This window comes from Glycomyces endophyticus (genome assembly GCF_039531525.1).
GTDB classification, from domain to species: Bacteria; Actinomycetota; Actinomycetes; order Mycobacteriales; family Micromonosporaceae; genus Glycomyces; species Glycomyces endophyticus.
On record NZ_BAAAQF010000006.1, the window covers coordinates 138,642 to 155,759 of the forward strand.

15 protein-coding genes are annotated in these 17,118 nt (G+C 72.2%); 7 read left to right on the top strand and 8 right to left on the bottom strand.

Annotated elements, in window-relative coordinates; all coding sequences use genetic code 11:
* Positions 1–90 precede the first annotated feature (90 nt).
* Positions 91–1,437 (top strand): GH1 family beta-glucosidase, encoded by a 1,347-nt coding sequence (locus tag ABD419_RS10700; RefSeq protein ID WP_344485722.1) that lies wholly within the window; start codon positions 91–93, stop codon positions 1,435–1,437.
* 8 nt (positions 1,438–1,445) lie between these two features.
* Here ABD419_RS10700 and ABD419_RS10705 read toward each other — a convergent pair whose 3' ends face one another.
* Positions 1,446–2,015: a thiamine phosphate synthase gene (locus tag ABD419_RS10705; RefSeq protein ID WP_344485724.1), complete on the bottom strand. Its 570-nt coding sequence runs from the start codon at positions 2,013–2,015 to the stop codon at positions 1,446–1,448.
* A gap of 159 nt (positions 2,016–2,174) precedes the next feature.
* Here ABD419_RS10705 and ABD419_RS10710 point away from each other — a divergent pair, with 159 nt between their 5' ends.
* Positions 2,175–2,957 carry a maleylpyruvate isomerase family mycothiol-dependent enzyme gene (locus ABD419_RS10710; RefSeq protein WP_344485725.1) on the top strand — a complete coding sequence of 261 codons (783 nt, stop codon included), beginning with the start codon at positions 2,175–2,177 and terminating at the stop codon, positions 2,955–2,957.
* Between the two features lie 139 nt (positions 2,958–3,096).
* Positions 3,097–4,368: a YibE/F family protein gene (locus tag ABD419_RS10715; protein ID WP_344485728.1), complete on the top strand. Its 1,272-nt coding sequence runs from the start codon at positions 3,097–3,099 to the stop codon at positions 4,366–4,368.
* A 133-nt stretch (positions 4,369–4,501) separates the two neighbouring features.
* Here the strand turns inward: ABD419_RS10715 and ABD419_RS10720 are convergent, their stop codons facing one another.
* On the bottom strand, positions 4,502–5,422 hold the full coding sequence (locus ABD419_RS10720) for a LysR family transcriptional regulator (RefSeq protein ID WP_344485731.1): 921 nt from the start codon (positions 5,420–5,422) through the stop codon (positions 4,502–4,504).
* Between the two features lie 102 nt (positions 5,423–5,524).
* On the opposite strand from ABD419_RS10720, the gene ABD419_RS10725 reads away from it, so the two are divergent.
* The gene (locus ABD419_RS10725) at positions 5,525–6,778 is read left to right on the top strand and encodes a pyridoxal phosphate-dependent aminotransferase (RefSeq protein ID WP_344485734.1); all 1,254 of its coding nucleotides are present in this window, start codon (positions 5,525–5,527) and stop codon (positions 6,776–6,778) included.
* Positions 6,779–6,824: 46 nt separating this feature from the next.
* Here ABD419_RS10725 and ABD419_RS10730 read toward each other — a convergent pair whose 3' ends face one another.
* The 3 genes from ABD419_RS10730 to ABD419_RS10740 form a co-directional block, all read right to left on the bottom strand.
* Positions 6,825–7,175 carry a DUF1707 domain-containing protein gene (locus tag ABD419_RS10730; protein ID WP_344485736.1) on the bottom strand — a complete coding sequence of 117 codons (351 nt, stop codon included), beginning with the start codon at positions 7,173–7,175 and terminating at the stop codon, positions 6,825–6,827.
* 98 nt (positions 7,176–7,273) lie between these two features.
* On the bottom strand, positions 7,274–7,564 hold the full coding sequence (locus ABD419_RS10735) for a 4a-hydroxytetrahydrobiopterin dehydratase (protein WP_344485739.1): 291 nt from the start codon (positions 7,562–7,564) through the stop codon (positions 7,274–7,276).
* A gap of 26 nt (positions 7,565–7,590) precedes the next feature.
* A complete protein-coding gene (locus ABD419_RS10740; protein ID WP_344485742.1) occupies positions 7,591–8,202 on the bottom strand; it encodes a carbonic anhydrase in 612 nt (203 codons plus the stop codon).
* A 211-nt stretch (positions 8,203–8,413) separates the two neighbouring features.
* Between ABD419_RS10740 and ABD419_RS10745 the strand changes: the two genes are divergently transcribed.
* Positions 8,414–9,082 carry a winged helix-turn-helix transcriptional regulator gene (locus ABD419_RS10745; protein WP_344485745.1) on the top strand — a complete coding sequence of 223 codons (669 nt, stop codon included), beginning with the start codon at positions 8,414–8,416 and terminating at the stop codon, positions 9,080–9,082.
* A gap of 12 nt (positions 9,083–9,094) precedes the next feature.
* Here the strand turns inward: ABD419_RS10745 and ABD419_RS10750 are convergent, their stop codons facing one another.
* The gene (locus tag ABD419_RS10750) at positions 9,095–9,910 is read right to left on the bottom strand and encodes a putative hydro-lyase (RefSeq protein WP_344485748.1); all 816 of its coding nucleotides are present in this window, start codon (positions 9,908–9,910) and stop codon (positions 9,095–9,097) included.
* A gap of 235 nt (positions 9,911–10,145) precedes the next feature.
* Here ABD419_RS10750 and ABD419_RS10755 point away from each other — a divergent pair, with 235 nt between their 5' ends.
* On the top strand, positions 10,146–13,763 hold the full coding sequence (locus ABD419_RS10755; protein ID WP_344485751.1) for an AfsR/SARP family transcriptional regulator: 3,618 nt from the start codon (positions 10,146–10,148) through the stop codon (positions 13,761–13,763).
* An 86-nt stretch (positions 13,764–13,849) separates the two neighbouring features.
* Entirely contained in the window at positions 13,850–14,830 is a 981-nt protein-coding gene (locus ABD419_RS10760; protein WP_344485754.1) for a zinc-binding dehydrogenase, read from the top strand.
* 52 nt (positions 14,831–14,882) lie between these two features.
* On the opposite strand, the gene ABD419_RS10765 is transcribed toward ABD419_RS10760, so the two are convergent.
* On the bottom strand, positions 14,883–16,073 hold the full coding sequence (locus ABD419_RS10765; RefSeq protein WP_344485757.1) for an MFS transporter: 1,191 nt from the start codon (positions 16,071–16,073) through the stop codon (positions 14,883–14,885).
* A gap of 185 nt (positions 16,074–16,258) precedes the next feature.
* Entirely contained in the window at positions 16,259–17,107 is an 849-nt protein-coding gene (locus ABD419_RS10770) for a helix-turn-helix transcriptional regulator (RefSeq protein ID WP_344485760.1), read from the bottom strand.
* Between the last annotated feature and the right edge of the window lie 11 nt (positions 17,108–17,118).

The following is a 17,118-nucleotide window of genomic DNA, read 5'->3' on the forward strand; positions in this document are numbered from 1 at the left end:
ACCAATGACGTATCATTCCAGCGCCCGGCAACTCGTTTCCATCCGCGCCGCGCCCCCACCCGGCTGCGCGGCGGAGAAAGGTGCCATCCGATGACGCAGCTGACCTTCCCCGAGGGATTCCTGTGGGGAACCGCGACGGCCTCGTACCAGATCGAGGGCGCGGCGAACGAGGACGGCCGGGGCCCGTCCATCTGGGACACGTTCTCCGCCACGCCGGGCAAGACCTGGCGCGGGCAGTCCGGGGCCGTGGCCTGCGACCACTACCACCGGCTCGACGAGGACGTGGCGCTCATGGCCTCCCTCGGCGTCGACACCTACCGGTTCTCCATCGCGTGGCCGCGCATCCAGCCCGACGGCTCGGGCCCTGCCAACCCCGCCGGCCTCGACTTCTACGACCGCCTCGTCGACAAGCTCGTGGCGGCCGGCATCAAGCCGATGCCGACGCTCTACCACTGGGACCTCCCGCAGTCGCTCGAGGACCGCGGCGGCTGGCCCGCGCGCGAGACCGCCGAGCGCTTCGGCGAGTACGCCGCGATCGTCGGCGCGCGCCTCTCCGACCGCGTCCACACCTGGTGGACCCTGAACGAGCCGTGGTGCGCCGCGTACCTCGGCTACGGCAACGGCCACCACGCGCCCGGCCGCACCGAGCCCGCCGCCGCGCTCGCGGCCGTGCACCACCTGAACCTCGGCCACGGCCTGGCGGTGCAGGCGCTGCGCGCCGCCGGGGCCGACCAGGTCTCGATCGTGCTCAACCCGACGCACTGCCGCGGCGACGAGGAGGCGGTGCGGATCGTCGACGGCATCGCCAACCGCGTCTTCTTCGACCCGATCCTGCGCGGCGAGTACCCCGCGGACGTGATCGAGCGGACCCGGCGGCACACCGACTGGTCCTTCGTGCAGGACGGCGACCTGGCACAGATCAACCAGCCGATCGACCTGCTCGGCGTCAACTACTACAGCCCGTCCTGGTTCCGCATGAACCCCGAGGAGCCCGAGAGCCCCGTCGGCCCCGGCACCGTCGGCGTCGAGGGCTGGACCCCCGAGGGCCTGGAGTTCACCGACATGGGGTGGGCGATCGACGCGACCGGCCTGACCGACCTGCTGGTGCGCATCCACAAGGACTACGGCGTCGCCACGATGGTCACCGAGAACGGCGCGGCGTACCCGACCGGGCCCGGCGCGGACGGCGAGATCGACGACGTCGAGCGCGTCGCCTACCTGCGCTCGCACATCGCGGCCGTCCACGACGCGATCGAGGCGGGCGCCGACGTGCGCGGCTACACCGCCTGGTCCCTCATGGACAACTTCGAGTGGGCCTTCGGCTACGACAAGCGGTTCGGCATCGTCCACGTCGACTACGCGACCCAGCAGCGCACGCCCAAGGCGAGCGCGAAGTACTACTCGAAGGTCATCGGCGCCAACGGCCTCGACCGCTAGAGCGGGCTCTAGACCAGGGCGCCCCGGAGCGCGCGGATCTCGTGCTCCGGTTCCTCGGCGCGCATGACCGCGCCCATGACCGCGACCCCCGCCGCCCCCGCCTCCCGGGCGGCGAGGGCGCGGTCGGGCCCGGTCACGCCGCCGAGCGCGTACACCGGTACCGGGCTCGCCGCGCAGACGTCGGCCAGCGCGGCGGGCCCGACCGCCGGGCCGTACCCGGGCTTGGAGTCCGTGGCCCACACCGGGGAGTAGGTGCAGTAGTCCAGGCCGGGGTCGATCGGCTCGCCGGCGTGGACGGAGCGGCCGACGAGCACCGGCCGCGGATCGGGCACCGCCCGGCGCGCGGAGAGGTGCGCCGCGGCGACCGGCCCCTCGGGGTCGGCGACGATGAGGACCCCGCCCGCCTCGGCCACCATGATGCCGACCTCCGCGGCCAGCCGGTGGCGCTCCTCCCACGGGAGGTCCTTGTCGCGCAGGACGAGTGCGAACGGTCCGCCGCGCAGCGCGAGCGCGACCTGGTCGACCAGCGGGCGCGGGCACCCGTGCCGGTCGGTGACGACGATGAGCCGGTGCTGCATCCCTCGAACCTACGCCCCGAACGGGAGTGCGCTGGAGTTCCGCGTGTGCCGGAGGGCGATTCGCGTCCGTCTCGCCAGTGCTGGGCAGGTTTAACGCTTCTGTATCGGTCCATGAGCCGAACTTGCGTAATTCACGACACAGGTGCGAAACTTCAGGGGATGAACATCGGCGATCAAATCAACGTGCTGCGGACCGAAGGGGAGCGGATCGCTGTCGCTGGTGGGGAACTCGCATTGAACGCGCTTGTGCCCACCTGCCCGGGGTGGATCGTCAAGGATCTCTTGACCCATATCGGGACCGTCCATCGCTGGGCGGCGGCGATCGTGGGCGGAGCCCTGCCCTACGATCCCCGCAAGCAGGACTTCCAGCGGATCGTGGGGCCCACGCCCCATGACGACCTGCTGGTCGACTGGGTCAGAGAGGGTCTCCTGCGGCTCGCTGCCGTGTTGGAGGCCGCCCCCGACGACCTCCAGTGCTGGCAGGTGTTCCCCGCTCAGTCCTCACGCCGCTTCTGGGTCCGCAGACAGGCCCACGAGACGACCATCCACCGCGTCGACGCCGAACAGGCGCGAGGCGACGAGATATCACCGGTCGGCCGCGACTTCGCGGCCGACGGCATCGACGAGCTGCTGCTGGGGTTCCACGGCCGCCCGTCGAGCAGGGTGCGGGCACTGCGGCCGTCAGTGCTCCACATCCACGCCACCGATCTGCCGCCGGGACGCGGCGACTGGTACGTGCACCCCACCGACACGGGTCCGCTCGTGACGTTCAGCGAGGTCGAGTCCCCGCACTGCGTCATCGAGGGCCCGGTGGAGCTGCTGTACCTGGCGCTGTGGAACCGGCTGCCGTTCGACGACCTCGCCGTTCACGGAGACCCGGCACTGCTCCACTTGTGGCGCAATTACTCCGCGGTCCGGTGGGTCGATCCCGTAGACGTGTGACGAACTGACACAAAGCGACTGGAGCGCTACAGAGAACATTCGCAGGTGATAGAGACGGTTTGACAGCGATTGTCCGCTGTGGCCGCCCATGGCGCGCTGCTGCGCGCCCGGGCGGCCGGGGGACCGTAAGCTCACCGACGTGAACCACGATCCGGTGAAGCACAGTCACAGTCATGCCGTCCCCGACGACGCCGTCCCCCGCGCCGCGCTGTGGATCCTGGTCCCGGCCGCGGTCGCCACGATCCTGGGCCTGGTCCTGCTGTGGCCCCAAGGGGTCGAGGACGCGCAGACCGACGAGTACGGGACCGAGGTCGACGGCCGCGTGATCGCCGTGGCCGAGACCGAGTGCACGCCGGAGGAGGCCGAGGTCGTCACCGTGTGCGGCGAGGTCGTCGTGCGCCTCACCAGCGGGGACCGGAGCGGCGAGGAGGTCGTCACCGACATCCCCAGCGGTCCGGGCGCGCCCGTGGTCGCCGTGGGCGACGACGTCATCCTCATCTACACGCCCGAGGCGGTGTCGGGCCAGCAGTTCCACGTCATCGACCACGACCGGGCCGGCGCGCTGTGGGCGCTGGTGATCGCGTTCGCGCTGGCGGTGGTCGCGTTCGGCCGCTGGAAGGGGCTGCGGTCGCTGGTGAGCCTGGGGCTGACGTTCGCGATCGTGCTGCTGTTCATGGTCCCGGCGGTCCTGGACGGGTCCTCGCCGGTGATGGTCGCGATCGTCGGCGCGGCCGCGATCATGCTGGTGTCGCTGTACCTCTCGCACGGCTGGAACCGGACGACGACCGTGGCGGTGGTCGGGACGCTCGCCTCGCTGGTGCTGACGGTGCTGCTCGCGGAGGCCGCGGTGAACCTCGCGGAGCTGAACGGGGTCCTCGACGAGAACACGACGAACCTCTCGCTCCAGTACCCGATCGACATGTCGGGGCTGCTGCTCGCGGGCATCCTCATCGGCGCGCTCGGCGTCATCGACGACGTGACGGTCTCGCAGGCGGCCACCGTGGACGAGGTCGCGAAGGCCAATCCGAGCTGGGGTCACGCGCGGCTGTTCAAGTCGGGCATGCGGGTCGGGCGCGACCACCTGACGTCGGTGGTGAACACGCTGGTGCTCGCGTACGCGGGCGCGTCGCTGCCGCTGCTGGTGCTCATCGCCGCGGCGAACCGGCCGCTGGAGCAGGTGCTCACGAGCCAGACCATCGCCACGGAGATCGTCAGGTCGGTCGCGGGCACGCTCGGGCTCATCGCGGCCGTGCCGATCACGACCTGGCTCGCGGCGTACCTGGTGCGGTGGCGGCCGAAGCCGAAGGAGCCCGAAGAGAAGGAGCCGAAGCGGCCCCGCCCGAAGCCGCAGCCCGAGGGCAGCGGGTGGGACGGCGAGGAGTCGCCGTACCCGCCTTCGCATCTGGGCTGACCGCGCGCCGAGGCCGGGCCACTGCCCTCTCACACAAGGATGACGCGGGGGTGCGGCGTCGCGCCCGGTCCCGAGGTCGGGGGTGTCGGACCGCGGTACCCCTACTGCAAGGGTGCCGCGGGGGTACGACACATCAGAACCGCTCGGCCGCCGTCATGAGCTTGCGGGCGGCCTGGTGCAGCGCCTGGAGGACGGTCATGACGGCCGGGCGGCCCGTGGACGCCGTCCGGTGGACCACGTAGACGTCGCGGCCGGGCAGCTCCTCGGCGATGGCGCGCACGGCGACGTCGCGGCGCTCGGCCGCGGCCATCCACGGCGCGACGGTGACGCCGAGGCCCTTCGCGACCAGCGTGAGGATCGTGTCGAGGCCCTCGAACTCCGAGACCGGGGCGGAGATCCCCTCCGCGCGCCACAGCCGGTCGAGCGCCGAGCGCGACGGCTCGCCCGCGGGCGAGGCGATCCACGGCTCCCCCGCCAGCGCGTGCGCCGACACGACCTCCTTCTCCGCCAGGGGATGCCGTGCGGGAAGGACCGCGACGAGCGGGTCCTTCACGAGGTGGTGGAAGGTCAGCGGCCCGACGGCGGCCGGGCGGCGCTGGCCCGACCAGTCGTCGATGAGCGCGAGGTCGATCTCGCCCGAGCGCACGCGTGCCAGCGACTCGGACACGGTGTGCTGCTGGCGCAGCACCATCTGGAGCTCGGGGTGGCGGCGCAGGCGCCGCACGATCGGCCCCGCCAGGGCGACGGCGACGGTGGGGAACGCGGTGAGGGTGACGCGTCCGCGCGGTTCGGCGGACTCGGCGGCGAGGTCGGTCTCGGCGGCGTCGATGGCCTCCAGGATGCGGGCGGTGTGCTCGACGAGGCGGCGTCCGGCGTCGGTCAGCTGGGCCGAGCGGGCGGTGCGTTCGAGAAGGGCCACGCCGGTGTCCTTCTCCAAGGCGGCCAACTGCTGTGAGACCGCGGAGGCGGTCTGGCCGGTGGCCACGGCAGTTGCGGATATCGATCCCTGGGCGGCGAACTCGTAGAGGAGGCGCAGGCGGCGTACGTCGAGCATAAGCAAATCTTATCCTCGGCGAAAGGTAGAAATACTTGCGATGATGCTCCCCGAAGAGGAGGGTGGTGTCCGTCCGAACACCGTTCCAACGAGGAGTCCTCTGTGACCGTCTCCGCCACCCTCGCCGCCAACGAAGCCATCGCCGCGCGCCGCGCCGCCGGGCAGGAGGTGCTGGCGCTCGGGTTCGGCGAAGCGGGAATCCCCGTGCACCCCTTGCTCAGGCAGCGCCTCGTGCAGGCCGCCGGGCAGATCTCCTACGGCCCCGTGGCCGGGATCGACGCGGCCCGCGACGCCGCCGCCGGGTACTGGACGCGCCGCGCGATCCCCACCGGCGGCGAGCAGGTGCTCCTGGGCCCCGGCTCCAAGCCGCTGCTGTTCGCGCTCCTTCACGCCGCCGGGGGCGACGTGGTCCTGCCGAAGCCCGCCTGGGTGTCGTACGCGGCTCAGTCGCAGCTCCTCGGCCGCGACCCGATCCGGGTGCCGGTGCCCGCGGGCGAGGGCGGCGTCCCCGACGCCGAGGCCATGACCGCCGCCGTGCGCGAGGCCCGCCGGGCCGGCCGCGACCCGCGGATCGTGGTGGTGACCCTGCCGGACAACCCGACCGGGCGGCTCGCCTCCGAGCAGTCGGTCAAGGCCCTGTGCGAGGCCGCGCGGGAGCTGGACCTCGTGATCGCCGCCGACGAGATCTACCGCGACCTCGTGTTCGAGCCGGGCGCGTTCCCCTCCCCCGCCGCGTGGGCGCCGGAGCGGACCGTGACCACCACGTCCCTGTCGAAGAACTACGCGCTCGGCGGCTGGCGGGTCGGCGCGGCGCGCTTCCCCGACTCGCCGCTGGGCGAGCGGCTGCGCGAGTCGGTGCGCGGCATCGCCTCCGAGCTGTGGTCCTCGACGCCGATGCCGATGCAGCACGCCGCCGCGTACGCCTGGTCCGACCCGCAGGAGCTGGTCGAGCGGGTGGCGCTGGCGCGGCGCCTGCACGGCTCGGTCGCGACGGCCGTCGCCGAGGTGTTCACCGCAGCCGGGTGCGAGGTGGCCCCGCCGCAGGGCGGGTTCTACGTGTGGCCGGATTTCGGGCCGCTGCGGGATTCACTGGCGGCGCGCTGGGGTATCGCCACGAGTGCGGACCTGGCGCGGGTCCTGCTGGAGCGGTTCGGGATCGTGGTCCTGCCGGGCAGCGCGTTCGGCGACGACCCGGAGTCGTTGACGGTGCGGGTCGCCGTCACGGGGATCTACGGGGAGAATGACTCCGAGCGCCTCGCGGCCCTCGTGTCCAGGTACCCGGTGGAGATGCCGTGGATCATCGACGCCCTCGACGGGCTCAAGGAGAAGCTTCAGGCGCTCACCGCGCCTGAGTGAGACGCCGGGCGGCGCTGCCGAGGCCGATGCGGCAGCGCCGTCCGGTTCAGTTCACGCGGTCGACGACCGCGATCACGCCGTAGACGACGGCGAAGACCACCACGAGCGCGATGACGATGATCGCGATGCCGATGAAGCGCTGGATCTCCAGCTCGTGGCCTTCGCGCACGGGGCGGCGCCAGCGCCCGTAGCGCCAGTGGTCGCGGCCCTGCTCGTAGTCGGTGGCGAAGTCCTCCAGGAGCGCCTGGAGGTCGGCGAGGGTCTCGGCTCGGCGCGCGAGCTGGCGGCGCAGCTGGTACTCGGCGTCGTCGATGGCGCCGCGCCTGCGGGCCTGGGACAGCCGGTAGAGGGCCATGCGACGGTGCGCTCGGGTGGGGCGGATGGCGAAAGCGTCCATGACGTGCTCCCGGGGTCGTGTTGCCCGCGGGGGTTCCCCGCCCGCACCGTTCGTACACATTGGTTTCCGGTGCGGGGCGGGTGGTGCGGGTGCGGCCCTCAGTCGAGGAGCTCGGCGACCGCGCCGGCGAGGTCGGTGTCCTTGGCGGAGACCTTGTTCCCGGCCGAGTGCGAGGTCACCGAGACCGTCAGCCGGTTGTAGGCGATGGTCAGGTCGGCGTGGTGGTTGCGGCGCTCGGAGAGGAGCCCGACGCCGGTGGCGGCGGCGAGCGCCTGGAGGTGGCCGTCGAAGGTCCACGTGCGGACCAGGTGGTCGTGCTCGTGGCTCCAGCCGGGCAGTTCGGAGAGGGCGAGTTCGATCTCGGCCCCGGTCAAGGGTTGGTCGCTCATACCCCGATTGTGACAGCCGCGGGCGGTCAGTTCTCCTCGATGAGCGTCACTTCGCCGGTGTCGAGGTCGTAGACGGCGCCGGCGATGAGGACGCCGTCGAGGTTCGCGCGGCGGCCGAGGTCGGCGACGGTGCGGCGGACCTGGAGGCGCAGGGCCTTCGGGGCCGCGTCCTCGCCTTCCGAGGCCTCGGCGAGCGCCTGGGAGGCGGGCTGCCACAGCTGCTCGACGAGGTAGTCGGATCGCGGGTCGTGGGTGTCGTCCTCGACCGCGTGGAGGGCGGCGTTGATGGCGCCGCAGCGCTCATGCCCGAGGACGATCACGAGGGAGACGCCTAGTTCAGCGGCGGCGAACTCGAGGGAGCCGACGGCGGCCCGGTCGGGCACGTGGCCGGCGGTGCGCACGACCAGGAGCTGGCCGAAGTCGCAGTCGAACACGGACTCAGCGGTGACGCGCGAGTCGATGCAGGTGAAGACGGCGGCGGTCGGCGTCTGGCCGAGCGCGTGCTGTCGCGCGGACGTGATGTCGCGCTTGTATCGCGGCTCGCCGGCGACGAACCGGCCGTTGCCTTCGAGGAGCGAGACGAGCGTCTTGGCGGCTTCGTGGTGCTCCATCAGCGAGGAGGCGGTCAGTTCAGGCACGCCCTGAATGGTGCCGCACGATCCGCGCCGCCGCAAGCGCGACGGGCGCTCGGTAACCCATCTTTTACCGACCTCACGTTACCGTTCCGAGATCTTCCGGTCATTTACCAGGACTTGTCGCTCGCGGAACGGGACCATAGGATGAACGGGAACTACCGCATTGCGATTCACCTGCGGGTTCGCTCCCCCGCAGGAATTCTGGAGGCCACCGGTGCGCACCTACGGCGAAGGCTGCCCCGCGGCCCACGCGCTCGACCTCGTCGGCGAGCGCTGGTCGCTCCTCATCGTCCGCGAGCTCCTGCTCGGCCCCAAGCGCTTCACCGACCTCCGCTCGGGCCTGCACGGCGCGAGCGCGAACGTGCTCTCGCAGCGGCTGCGGGAGCTGGAGTCCGCCGGGGTGATCGGGAAGCGGCGGCTGCCGCCCCCGGCGGCGTCGAAGGTGTACGAGCTGACCGAGTGGGGCCGCGAGCTCGAAGGGGCGATCGTGCTGCTGCTGCGCTGGGGCGCGCGGTCGGCGGCGTTCCCGCTCGACGCGCCGATGGGCGCCGACGCGCTGATCCTGTCGATGCGGAGCCTGTTCATGCCGCAGGCGGCGCAGGGCTTCGACGCGGCGTTCGAGCTGTGGGTCGGGGACCGGCCGTTCATCGCGGAGATCATCGACGCGCAGCTGATCCTCGCGCCCGGCCGGCCCGAGCACCCGCACGCGGTCATCCGCACCGACGCGGAGACGTTGAAGCGGCTCACCCTCGGCGGGCGCAGCCTCGACGTGTCGATGCACGCCGGGCGCGTCACCGTCCAGGGCGATCAGGCGATGGCGGAGCGGTTTTTGGGAATGTTCCGCCTCCCGGAGCCGGCCGCGGCCTCGGCGGGCGCGGTGTGACCGTGCCGCCGCTCACCGGATGATCCTGATCTCGCCGGTCCCGTTGGGCCTGGCCCGCCGGTCCGTGATGAGCATGTGCCCGGGCGCGTGGGAGATCGCGAACGGGAGCTTCGCCTTGACGACGGCCTCCTGCAGGGTGACGCCGCAGGCCCAGAACACCGGGACGTCGCCGGGGTGCAGGCGCACCGGCTCGCCGAAGTCGGGCCGGTCGAGGTCGCGGATGCCGATGGCCGCGGGGCTGCCGACGTGGACGGGCGAGCCGTGGGCGTACGGCATGTCCATGGTGATCCCGGCGGCGAGGTCGACCAGGTGCTCGGGGACCGGCCGCATGGAGACGACGACGGGGCCGCGGAAGCGCGTGGCGCCCAGGGCCTTGCGGTTGGTGCGGTACATGGGGACGTTGACGCCCTGCTCCAGGTGGCGCAGGGGGATGCCGGCCCGCTCCAGGAACGGCTCGAACGTGAACGTGCACCCGACGAGGAACGTCACGAGGTCGCTCCCCCAGTAGTCGACCACGCTCGACGGCTCGGCGACGAGCTCGCCGCGGCTCCACACCCGGTAGGCGGGCAGGTCGCGGCGGAGGTCGGCGCCGACGGCGAGGTCGGTCCAGTAGTCGCCGGCGGCGACCACGTCCAGCAGGGGGCAGGCCCGCGGGTTGCGGACCGCGAAGCGGCGCAGGGCGATCGCGTGGCGGCGCGGCACGCTCACCAGGTTGGCCTGGACGAACCCGTGGGACCAGCCGCTGGTGTGCGCGACCAGCCCCTGGCGGAATCGGGCGCGGGCCTCTCTGGGACTCGTCTGCGCCTCGGGACGCTGTGTCGTGAACATCGGTCCTCCTCGGATAGGTGCTCGTTGTGTCGAGAATCCGATAACCGCATGTCAACAGGTTCACGAGTCCTTCACGAGCAGGCTGCGCATGCATGCGCGCCTCCTGAGCGCCACCGCTCGTTCACTGAGCGATTCACCTTGCGAGCGTTCCCAAATGATCAGCAAATGCCCATAGACTGGAGCGATCCGCTAATTCCGAACCGCCGCACCTCGACTCCCCTGGGAGGTGGCGCCCTTGGACTTCGGCATCCTCGGACCGCTGCAACTGACGTGGGAAGGCCGCCCCGTTGCGCTCACGGGCCGGACCCTCCCCCGGCTCTTCGCCGTGCTGCTCCTGGAGCCCGGCACCGTGATCCCCCTGCACCGCCTCGTGGACGCGGTCTGGGGCGAGGACCCGCCCGCGACGGCCAAGCGGCAGATCCAGAACACCGTCGCCACCGCGCGCGGCCTCCTGCTGCGGGCCGGGACCAGCGAACTGGAGACCGTCGGCGACGGCTACCGGCTGCGCGTGCGCCCCGAGAAGCTCGACGCCCTCCGGTTCCAGCGGGCCGCCCGCATCGCCCGCGAGCAGGTCGCCGCCTCCGAACCCGAAGCGGGCCTGGAGAGCCTCCGCGAAGCCCTCGACCTGTGGCGCGGCCCCGCGCTCGCCGGGCTGAGCGGCCACTTCATCGAGGCGGGGGCGCTGCGCTGGGACGAGGAGCGCGCCGCCGCCGAGGAGTCCCGCGCCGAACTCGAACTCGAACTGGCCACCGGCGTCTCGGTGGTCGCCGACCTGCGCCGCGTCCTCGACCGGCACCCGTACCGCCAGCACGCCGCCGAACTGCTCATGACCGCGCTGTACCGCGAGGACCGGCCCGCCGAGGCCCTCGACGCGTACGAGGCCATCCGGAGCCAGCTCGCCGAAGAGCTCGGCATCGACCCCGGCCAGCGCCTCAAGGAGCTCCACACCGCGATCCTGCGGAACGACCCCGGGCTCCAGGCCGCCGCGACGCCCCCGGCCGCGGGACGCCGCCGCCTCCCCGCGCCCGCGCAGCTCCCGGCCGACTCGGTCCACTTCACCGGCCGCTCCGGCCAGCTCAAGGCACTGGACGCGCTCCTGGGCCCGGGGCCGCAGGTCGCGGTCCTGTCCGGCATCGGCGGGTCGGGGAAGACGACCCTCGCCCTGCACTGGGCGCACCGGGTCCGGGAGCAGTTCCCCGACGGGCAGCTGTACGTGAACCTGCGCGGCTTCGACCGGGCCGCGCCTTTGACACCTTTGGACGCGCTCGCGGGGTTCCTGCGGGCCCTGGGAGTCCCGACCGAGGCGATCCCCTCCGACGCGGACGAGGCGTCGGCGCTGCTGCGCTCGCGCCTGGCCGACACCCGGACCCTCGTCATCCTCGACAACGCCCGCAACTCCCAGCAGGTGCTCCAGCTGCTCCCGGCGACGGCCGGATGCGTCGCGGTCGTCACGAGCCGGTCGCGCCTCCCGGATCTGGCCGCGCTGCGCGACGTCCGGCAGGTCACCGTGGGGACGCTCGACGCCGACGAGTCCGTGCGGCTCCTGGAGAGCCTCATCGGAGCCGAACGGGTCGCGCGCGAACCCGAAGCGGCGCAGCGGATCGTGCAGCTGTGCGCGGGCCTGCCGCTCGCGCTGCGGATCGTCGGCACCAACCTCGACGGGCAGCAGGCCACCCTCGCCGAGACCGCGACCGCGCTCGAAGGACGCGACCGGCTCGCGCACCTCGCCGTCGAAGGCGACCCGACGATGACCGTCGCAGCCGCGTTCGACCTGTCCTACCAGGCCCTCGAACCCGAAGAGGAGCTGCTGTACCTCAACCTCGCGTGCCTGCCGGGGACCGACTTCTCGAAGGGGCTCGCGTGCGCGCTCGTCACGTGGGAACCCGCCGCGGCCGAGCGCATCCTCGCCAACCTCGTGGCGGCCCACCGGGTCGAGGAGTTCCGGCCCGGCCGCTACCGGTTCCACGACCTCGTGCGCGAGTACGCGCGGCAGAAGGCCGAGGCGGCGTTCGACCCGGCCGGGCTCCAGCGCCTTCGCGAGCAGGTCGTGGAGTGGTACGCCAAGGGCACCTCGCGGCTCCCGGTCGAGGAGTACCGCAACATCGTCGCGGTGTTCCTCGAATGGAACGGGCACCCCACGGTGTCGCGCCTGCTCACCCGGCTCGTCGCGTTCGCCGACGCCGGATACCGGGAGGAGAGCTCGGACTCGCCGTACGAGCTGCCCGAGCTGGCGAAGGTGGCGCAGCTGGCGATCGAGACCGGCGTGGAGTCGGCCGAGCCGATGGACGCGGTGCGCGCGTACGCGCTCGCCGACGCCGTCGCGTACGCCTCCGGCGAGATGCACCAGTCGAAGGTGTTCGCCGAGAAGACCCTGGAGAACCTGCGGCGCACCCCGCACGGCGACGCGACGGGCAAGGCCCGCAACGACCTCGCGACGACGCTGATCCAGCTCGGCCGGTACCGCGAGGCCGTGTCGCTGCTGCGCGAGGCCGTGGTCGCCGCCGAGGCGTCGGGGAAGCGGTACGTGCAGGTCGAGGTCCTCACCTCGCTGGGCACGGTGCTACGGCACATGGGGATCTTCGCCGAGGCCGAGGCGCTGCTGCTCAAGGCCCGCGAACTCGACGCGGCCGCCCCCGAGGGCCCGACCACCGTGTACCCGCTGCTGACGCTCACCGGCCTGTACGTGGACCTCGGGCGCATCTCCGCCGCCGACGAGCTGTGCCGCGAGATCGGCGAGATGCTCCGCGGACACCCGTCCAAGTACTACCGGGCCCGACTGTACTTCCGGCAGTCGGCAGTCCACAGCGCCGACGGCGACCTTTCCCGCGCCGAGGCCGCACTCCTGCGCGGACTCGAACTCGTCGAACAGGTGAGCAGTTGGCGCCACCAGCTGCTGTACACGTACGCGCTTGCCGAGTTGTACCTGGAGACCGGCCAGTTCGACGCCGCCCGCGACGCACTGGTCAAGGTCGAGGGCCTGGGCCGGTACGAGACCTCCGAGACCCTCGCGGTCAAGGCCCGCGTGCTGTGCCGGCTGTTCGCCGCCGACGGGCGGATGCGCGCCGCCGTCAAGTACGGCCGCCAGGCCGTCGACGTCTTCGCGGCCATGCCCGACCCGCTCCGCCAGGCCCGCAGCCTCGCCGCGCTCGCCGACGCCTACGCCGCGGCCGGCGACGCCGAAGCGGCCCAGGCGCACCGCGCGCAGGCCGCGGCCCTGTTCACCGCCTTGAACCTCGACCCGCGGCCGATCGGCAGCCGGGCGTTCCAGCGGGAGGCGCCCCTTGAACACGGACCGGTCGCGGAGTACCAGCCTTTGGGGCGGCGGCGCGCTGACGGTCTCTCGGACGGCGTGATTTTCCTAGGGGAAGGGGAGAGAAGCGATGCTGCCCTCTCCGCCTATCGGCGAGTCTTGAAAGCACTGGGCCTGGAGATCTCCGAGACCGACCCTCCTGTCACCGGATCATTCTTCCAGCGATTTCGGCTCACTCCCCGTGGAAACCACCGGGAGTCTCGCGCGATGGAATTGTCCGCGGCCATGGACGCGGCCTTCGGCACAGGACGGCTGTACGAGCAGGTCGACCGGAGCCTTGTCGACGCGGTATCTCAGCTCATCATGTCGCTCCGGTATGAGCAGGAAGCCGTGATCCAGGTCGATTCGATCCTCATCGTCAAGCACGCGAATCGGATCACGCAGCGAATTCTCACCTCCGAAGAAAAGGCACTGCTCCAGGCGCACTGGACCGGCGTCGACCTGCCCGGGGACATCGGCGGGGTGCTGCGCGCCTGCGGCATCAACCCGCTGCCTCTGTCGGAAGAGACTGACCCGCAGCGGGGCCGCCACCGGCGCGACTGACGCTCCAGTCGGTCGACGGATGCGGGGCCAGTCGGAGGGCCCATAGGGTTGCGGCACACCCACCGACATGGAAAGAGGCGAGCGACATGCACGCGATCCGACAGCACGAGTTCGGCGGCCCGGAGGTCCTCGTGTACGAGGAGGTCGCCGACCCCGAGCCCGGCCCCGGCCAGGTCCGCATCGCCGTCCGGGCGGCCGGCGTCCACCTGCTCGACACGGTGTTCCGCAACGGCGACAAGGACAGCCCGTACCCGCTGCCGGAGCTGCCGACGACCCCCGGGCGCGAGGCGGCCGGGATCGTCGACGCCGTGGGCGAGGGCGTGGAACCCTCGTGGATCGGGAAGCGGGTCGTGACGCACCTCGGCTTCGCCTCCCAGGGGTACGCCGAGCAGGCCGTGCGCGAGGTCGAGTCGGTGCACGAGATCGGCGAGGGCGTCGACTTCGGCGAGGCCGTCGCGATGATCGGGACCGGGCGCACCGCGCTGCTGATCCTCTCGGTCGGGCCCGTGCAGGCCGACGACGTCGTGATCGTGCCCGCGGCCGCCGGCGGCATCGGGACGCTCCTGGTGCAGGCCGCGAAGCACGCCGGCGCGTATGTGATCGGCCTGGCCGGCGGAGCCGACAAGGTGCGGCAGGTCGCCGCGAACGGCGCCGACGCCGCGATCGACTACCGGGCCGCGGACTGGGCCGACGTGCTCGACCGGGCCCTGGAGGGCCGCGAGGCGACCCTGTTCTTCGACTCGGTCGGCGGCGAGGTCGGCCGGGCCGTGTTCGAGCGGCTCGGGTTCGGCGCTCGGATGGTCGTGTTCGGCTGGTCCGCCGGGAAGGCGACCGAGGCCACCGTGGAGGAGATCGTGGGCCGGGGCCTGTCCGTCTCCGGCGCGCTCGGACCCAAGATCGTCGCGAAGATGGGCGGCCTGCCGGCGCTCGAGCGGCGCTCGCTGGCCGAGCTCGCGGCCGGGCGGCTGCGCCCCGCCGTGCACCCGTTCAAGCTGGCCGAGGCCGCCGAAGCCCATCGGGCCCTGGAGAACCGGGGCACCACGGGCAAGGTCGTCCTGGTCCCCTGACGTATGCGGAAGGCCCCTCGGAACGAGTTCCGAGGGGCCTTCGCCGTGCCGTCTAGGACGCGGTCACGAGCTCGGCCGGCGCGATCGCCGGGAGCTGCGCCTCGGCGTGGGCGCGGGCCAGCGGGATCGAGAGCACCAGGCCCGCCAGCGCGAGGCCGACGCCGACGAGGATCGGCGCGGTCAGGCTCAGGCCGAGCGTGAGCGCGAGGCCGCCGAGCCAGGCGCCGTTGGCGTTCGCGAGGTTGAAGGCCGCGTGGTGCAGCGAGGACGCCAGCGACGGGGCCTCGTGGGCGCCGTCGAGGAGGAGCCGCTGCATGATCGGGCCGACCAGCGACGACGAGGTCGCCATGAGCAGGACCCCGAGGATCGCGAGGGCCGGGTTGCTCATGGTGAAGTACATCGCCAGGAGGACGGTCGCGATCGTGGCGAAGGCCGCGAACAGGCCCGGGATGGGGGCCTTGTCGGCGACGTGGCCGCCGAGGACGTTGCCGAGCGTGAGGCCGATGCCGAAGACCGCGAGGGTGATCGCGATGGCGAGGGCGTTCATGCCGGTGACGTCTTCGAGGATCGGCGTCAGGTAGGTGTAGGCCGCGAACATGCCGCCGAAGCCGACCGCGCCGGTCACGAGCGGGAGCAGGACGCGCTTGCTGCGGATCGCGCGGATCTCGTCGGCGGCCTTCGTCTGGACGATGACGCCGCGGGTGTCGGGCACGGTGGCCCAGATGGCGGCGGCGGCGACCAGGCCGAGCGCGGCGACGGCCGCGAAGATCCAGCGCCACGAGATCTGGCCGATGAGCAGGGCGCTGATCGGCACGCCGATGATCGTCGCGACGGTGAGGCCGGACATGATCCCGGAGATCGCGCGGGCGCGGCGGTCGAAGGACACGAGGCTGGCGCCGACGACGGCGGCCGCGCCGAAGAACGCGCCGTGCGGGAGGCCCGCGACGAACCGGGAGCCGAGCAGGAACCCGAAGTCGGGCGCGAGCGCCGTCGCGAGGTTCGCGGCGGCGAAGGCCAGCATCAGGCCGATCAGCAGGGGCTTGCGGGGGACGCGGGTGGTGGCGACGGTGAGCAGGGGCGCGCCGAGGACGACGCCGACCGCGTAGGCGGAGACGGCGAGGCCGGCCTGGGCGAGCGAGACGCCCTGGGAGGCGGCGACCTGGGGCAGGATGCCCATGATGGCGAACTCGGCGGTGCCGATGCCGAACGCGCCGATGGACATGGCGAAGAGTGGCATGCGCATGAGTGCGGCTCCGGTGGAATGAGAAGGAGGTGAGAACGCTGAGGCTGTCACCGGCTGCTTCCTTGCCGTACCGGTCGCTGATCAAGATCGGAGGTTGGCTCCTCCGCGTCTAAGCGTAATAACACTCGCCGCACGAGTAAAAGTCCCTGAGGTGAAAAGTCGTGGTGATGTCCGTCGCCGCCGCGTTACGCGGGTGAACCGGGGGTTGCGGGAGTGAGCTGCGCCAATCTCCGGAACGCCTTCGCCGTGTCCGAGTCCGGTTGCGGCACATACATGACCAGCCGCATCCCGGTGCCCGGCACGTCGAGGACCTGGCAGTCGAACTCCAGCGGGCCCACCTCGGGGTGGACGACCCGCTTGGTCTGGGCCCGGCGCGGGGCGACCCGGTGGTCGGCCCACATCTCCCCGAACTCCGGGCTGGTGCGCAGCAGCTCGTCGACCAGGCCCTTGAGCTTGCGGTCCCCGGGGTTGCGCGCCAGCGAGGCGCGCAGGTCGGAGACGCTGTCGGCGAGGAACCGGCGCACGGCCGGGTCGGCGAGCCGCGCGGACACGTCGCCGCTGGAGAAGTTCGTGCGCAGGACGTTGCGCTGCTCGGGCGCGAGGGCGGAGAGGTAGCCCATGAGGCGCTCGGCCATGTCGTTCCAGGCGATCATGTCGTAGCAGGCGTCCATGACGTAGGCGGGATAGTCGTTCAGCCCGTCCAGCAGGTTCCGGATCGCCGCCGGGACCTCCTTGACCGCGGTCCGGCACTCCGACTCCGGCAGCTCGTCGACCAGGTGGAACAGGTGCGCGCGCTCGTCGTGGTCGAGCACCAGCGCCCGCGCCAGCGCCCCGAGCACCTGCCGCGACGGCTTCGGGCCCCTCGCCTGCTCGAGGCGGATGTAGTACTCCACGGAGATCCCCGCGAGCTGCGCGACCTCCTGCCGCCGCAGGCCCGGCGTGCGCCGGCGCTGCCCGCTGGGCAGCCCGACGCCTTCGGGCGTGATGGCCGCACGGCGCGTGCGGAGGAAGTCGGCGAGCTGCTGGCGGTCCATGCGCCAATGAT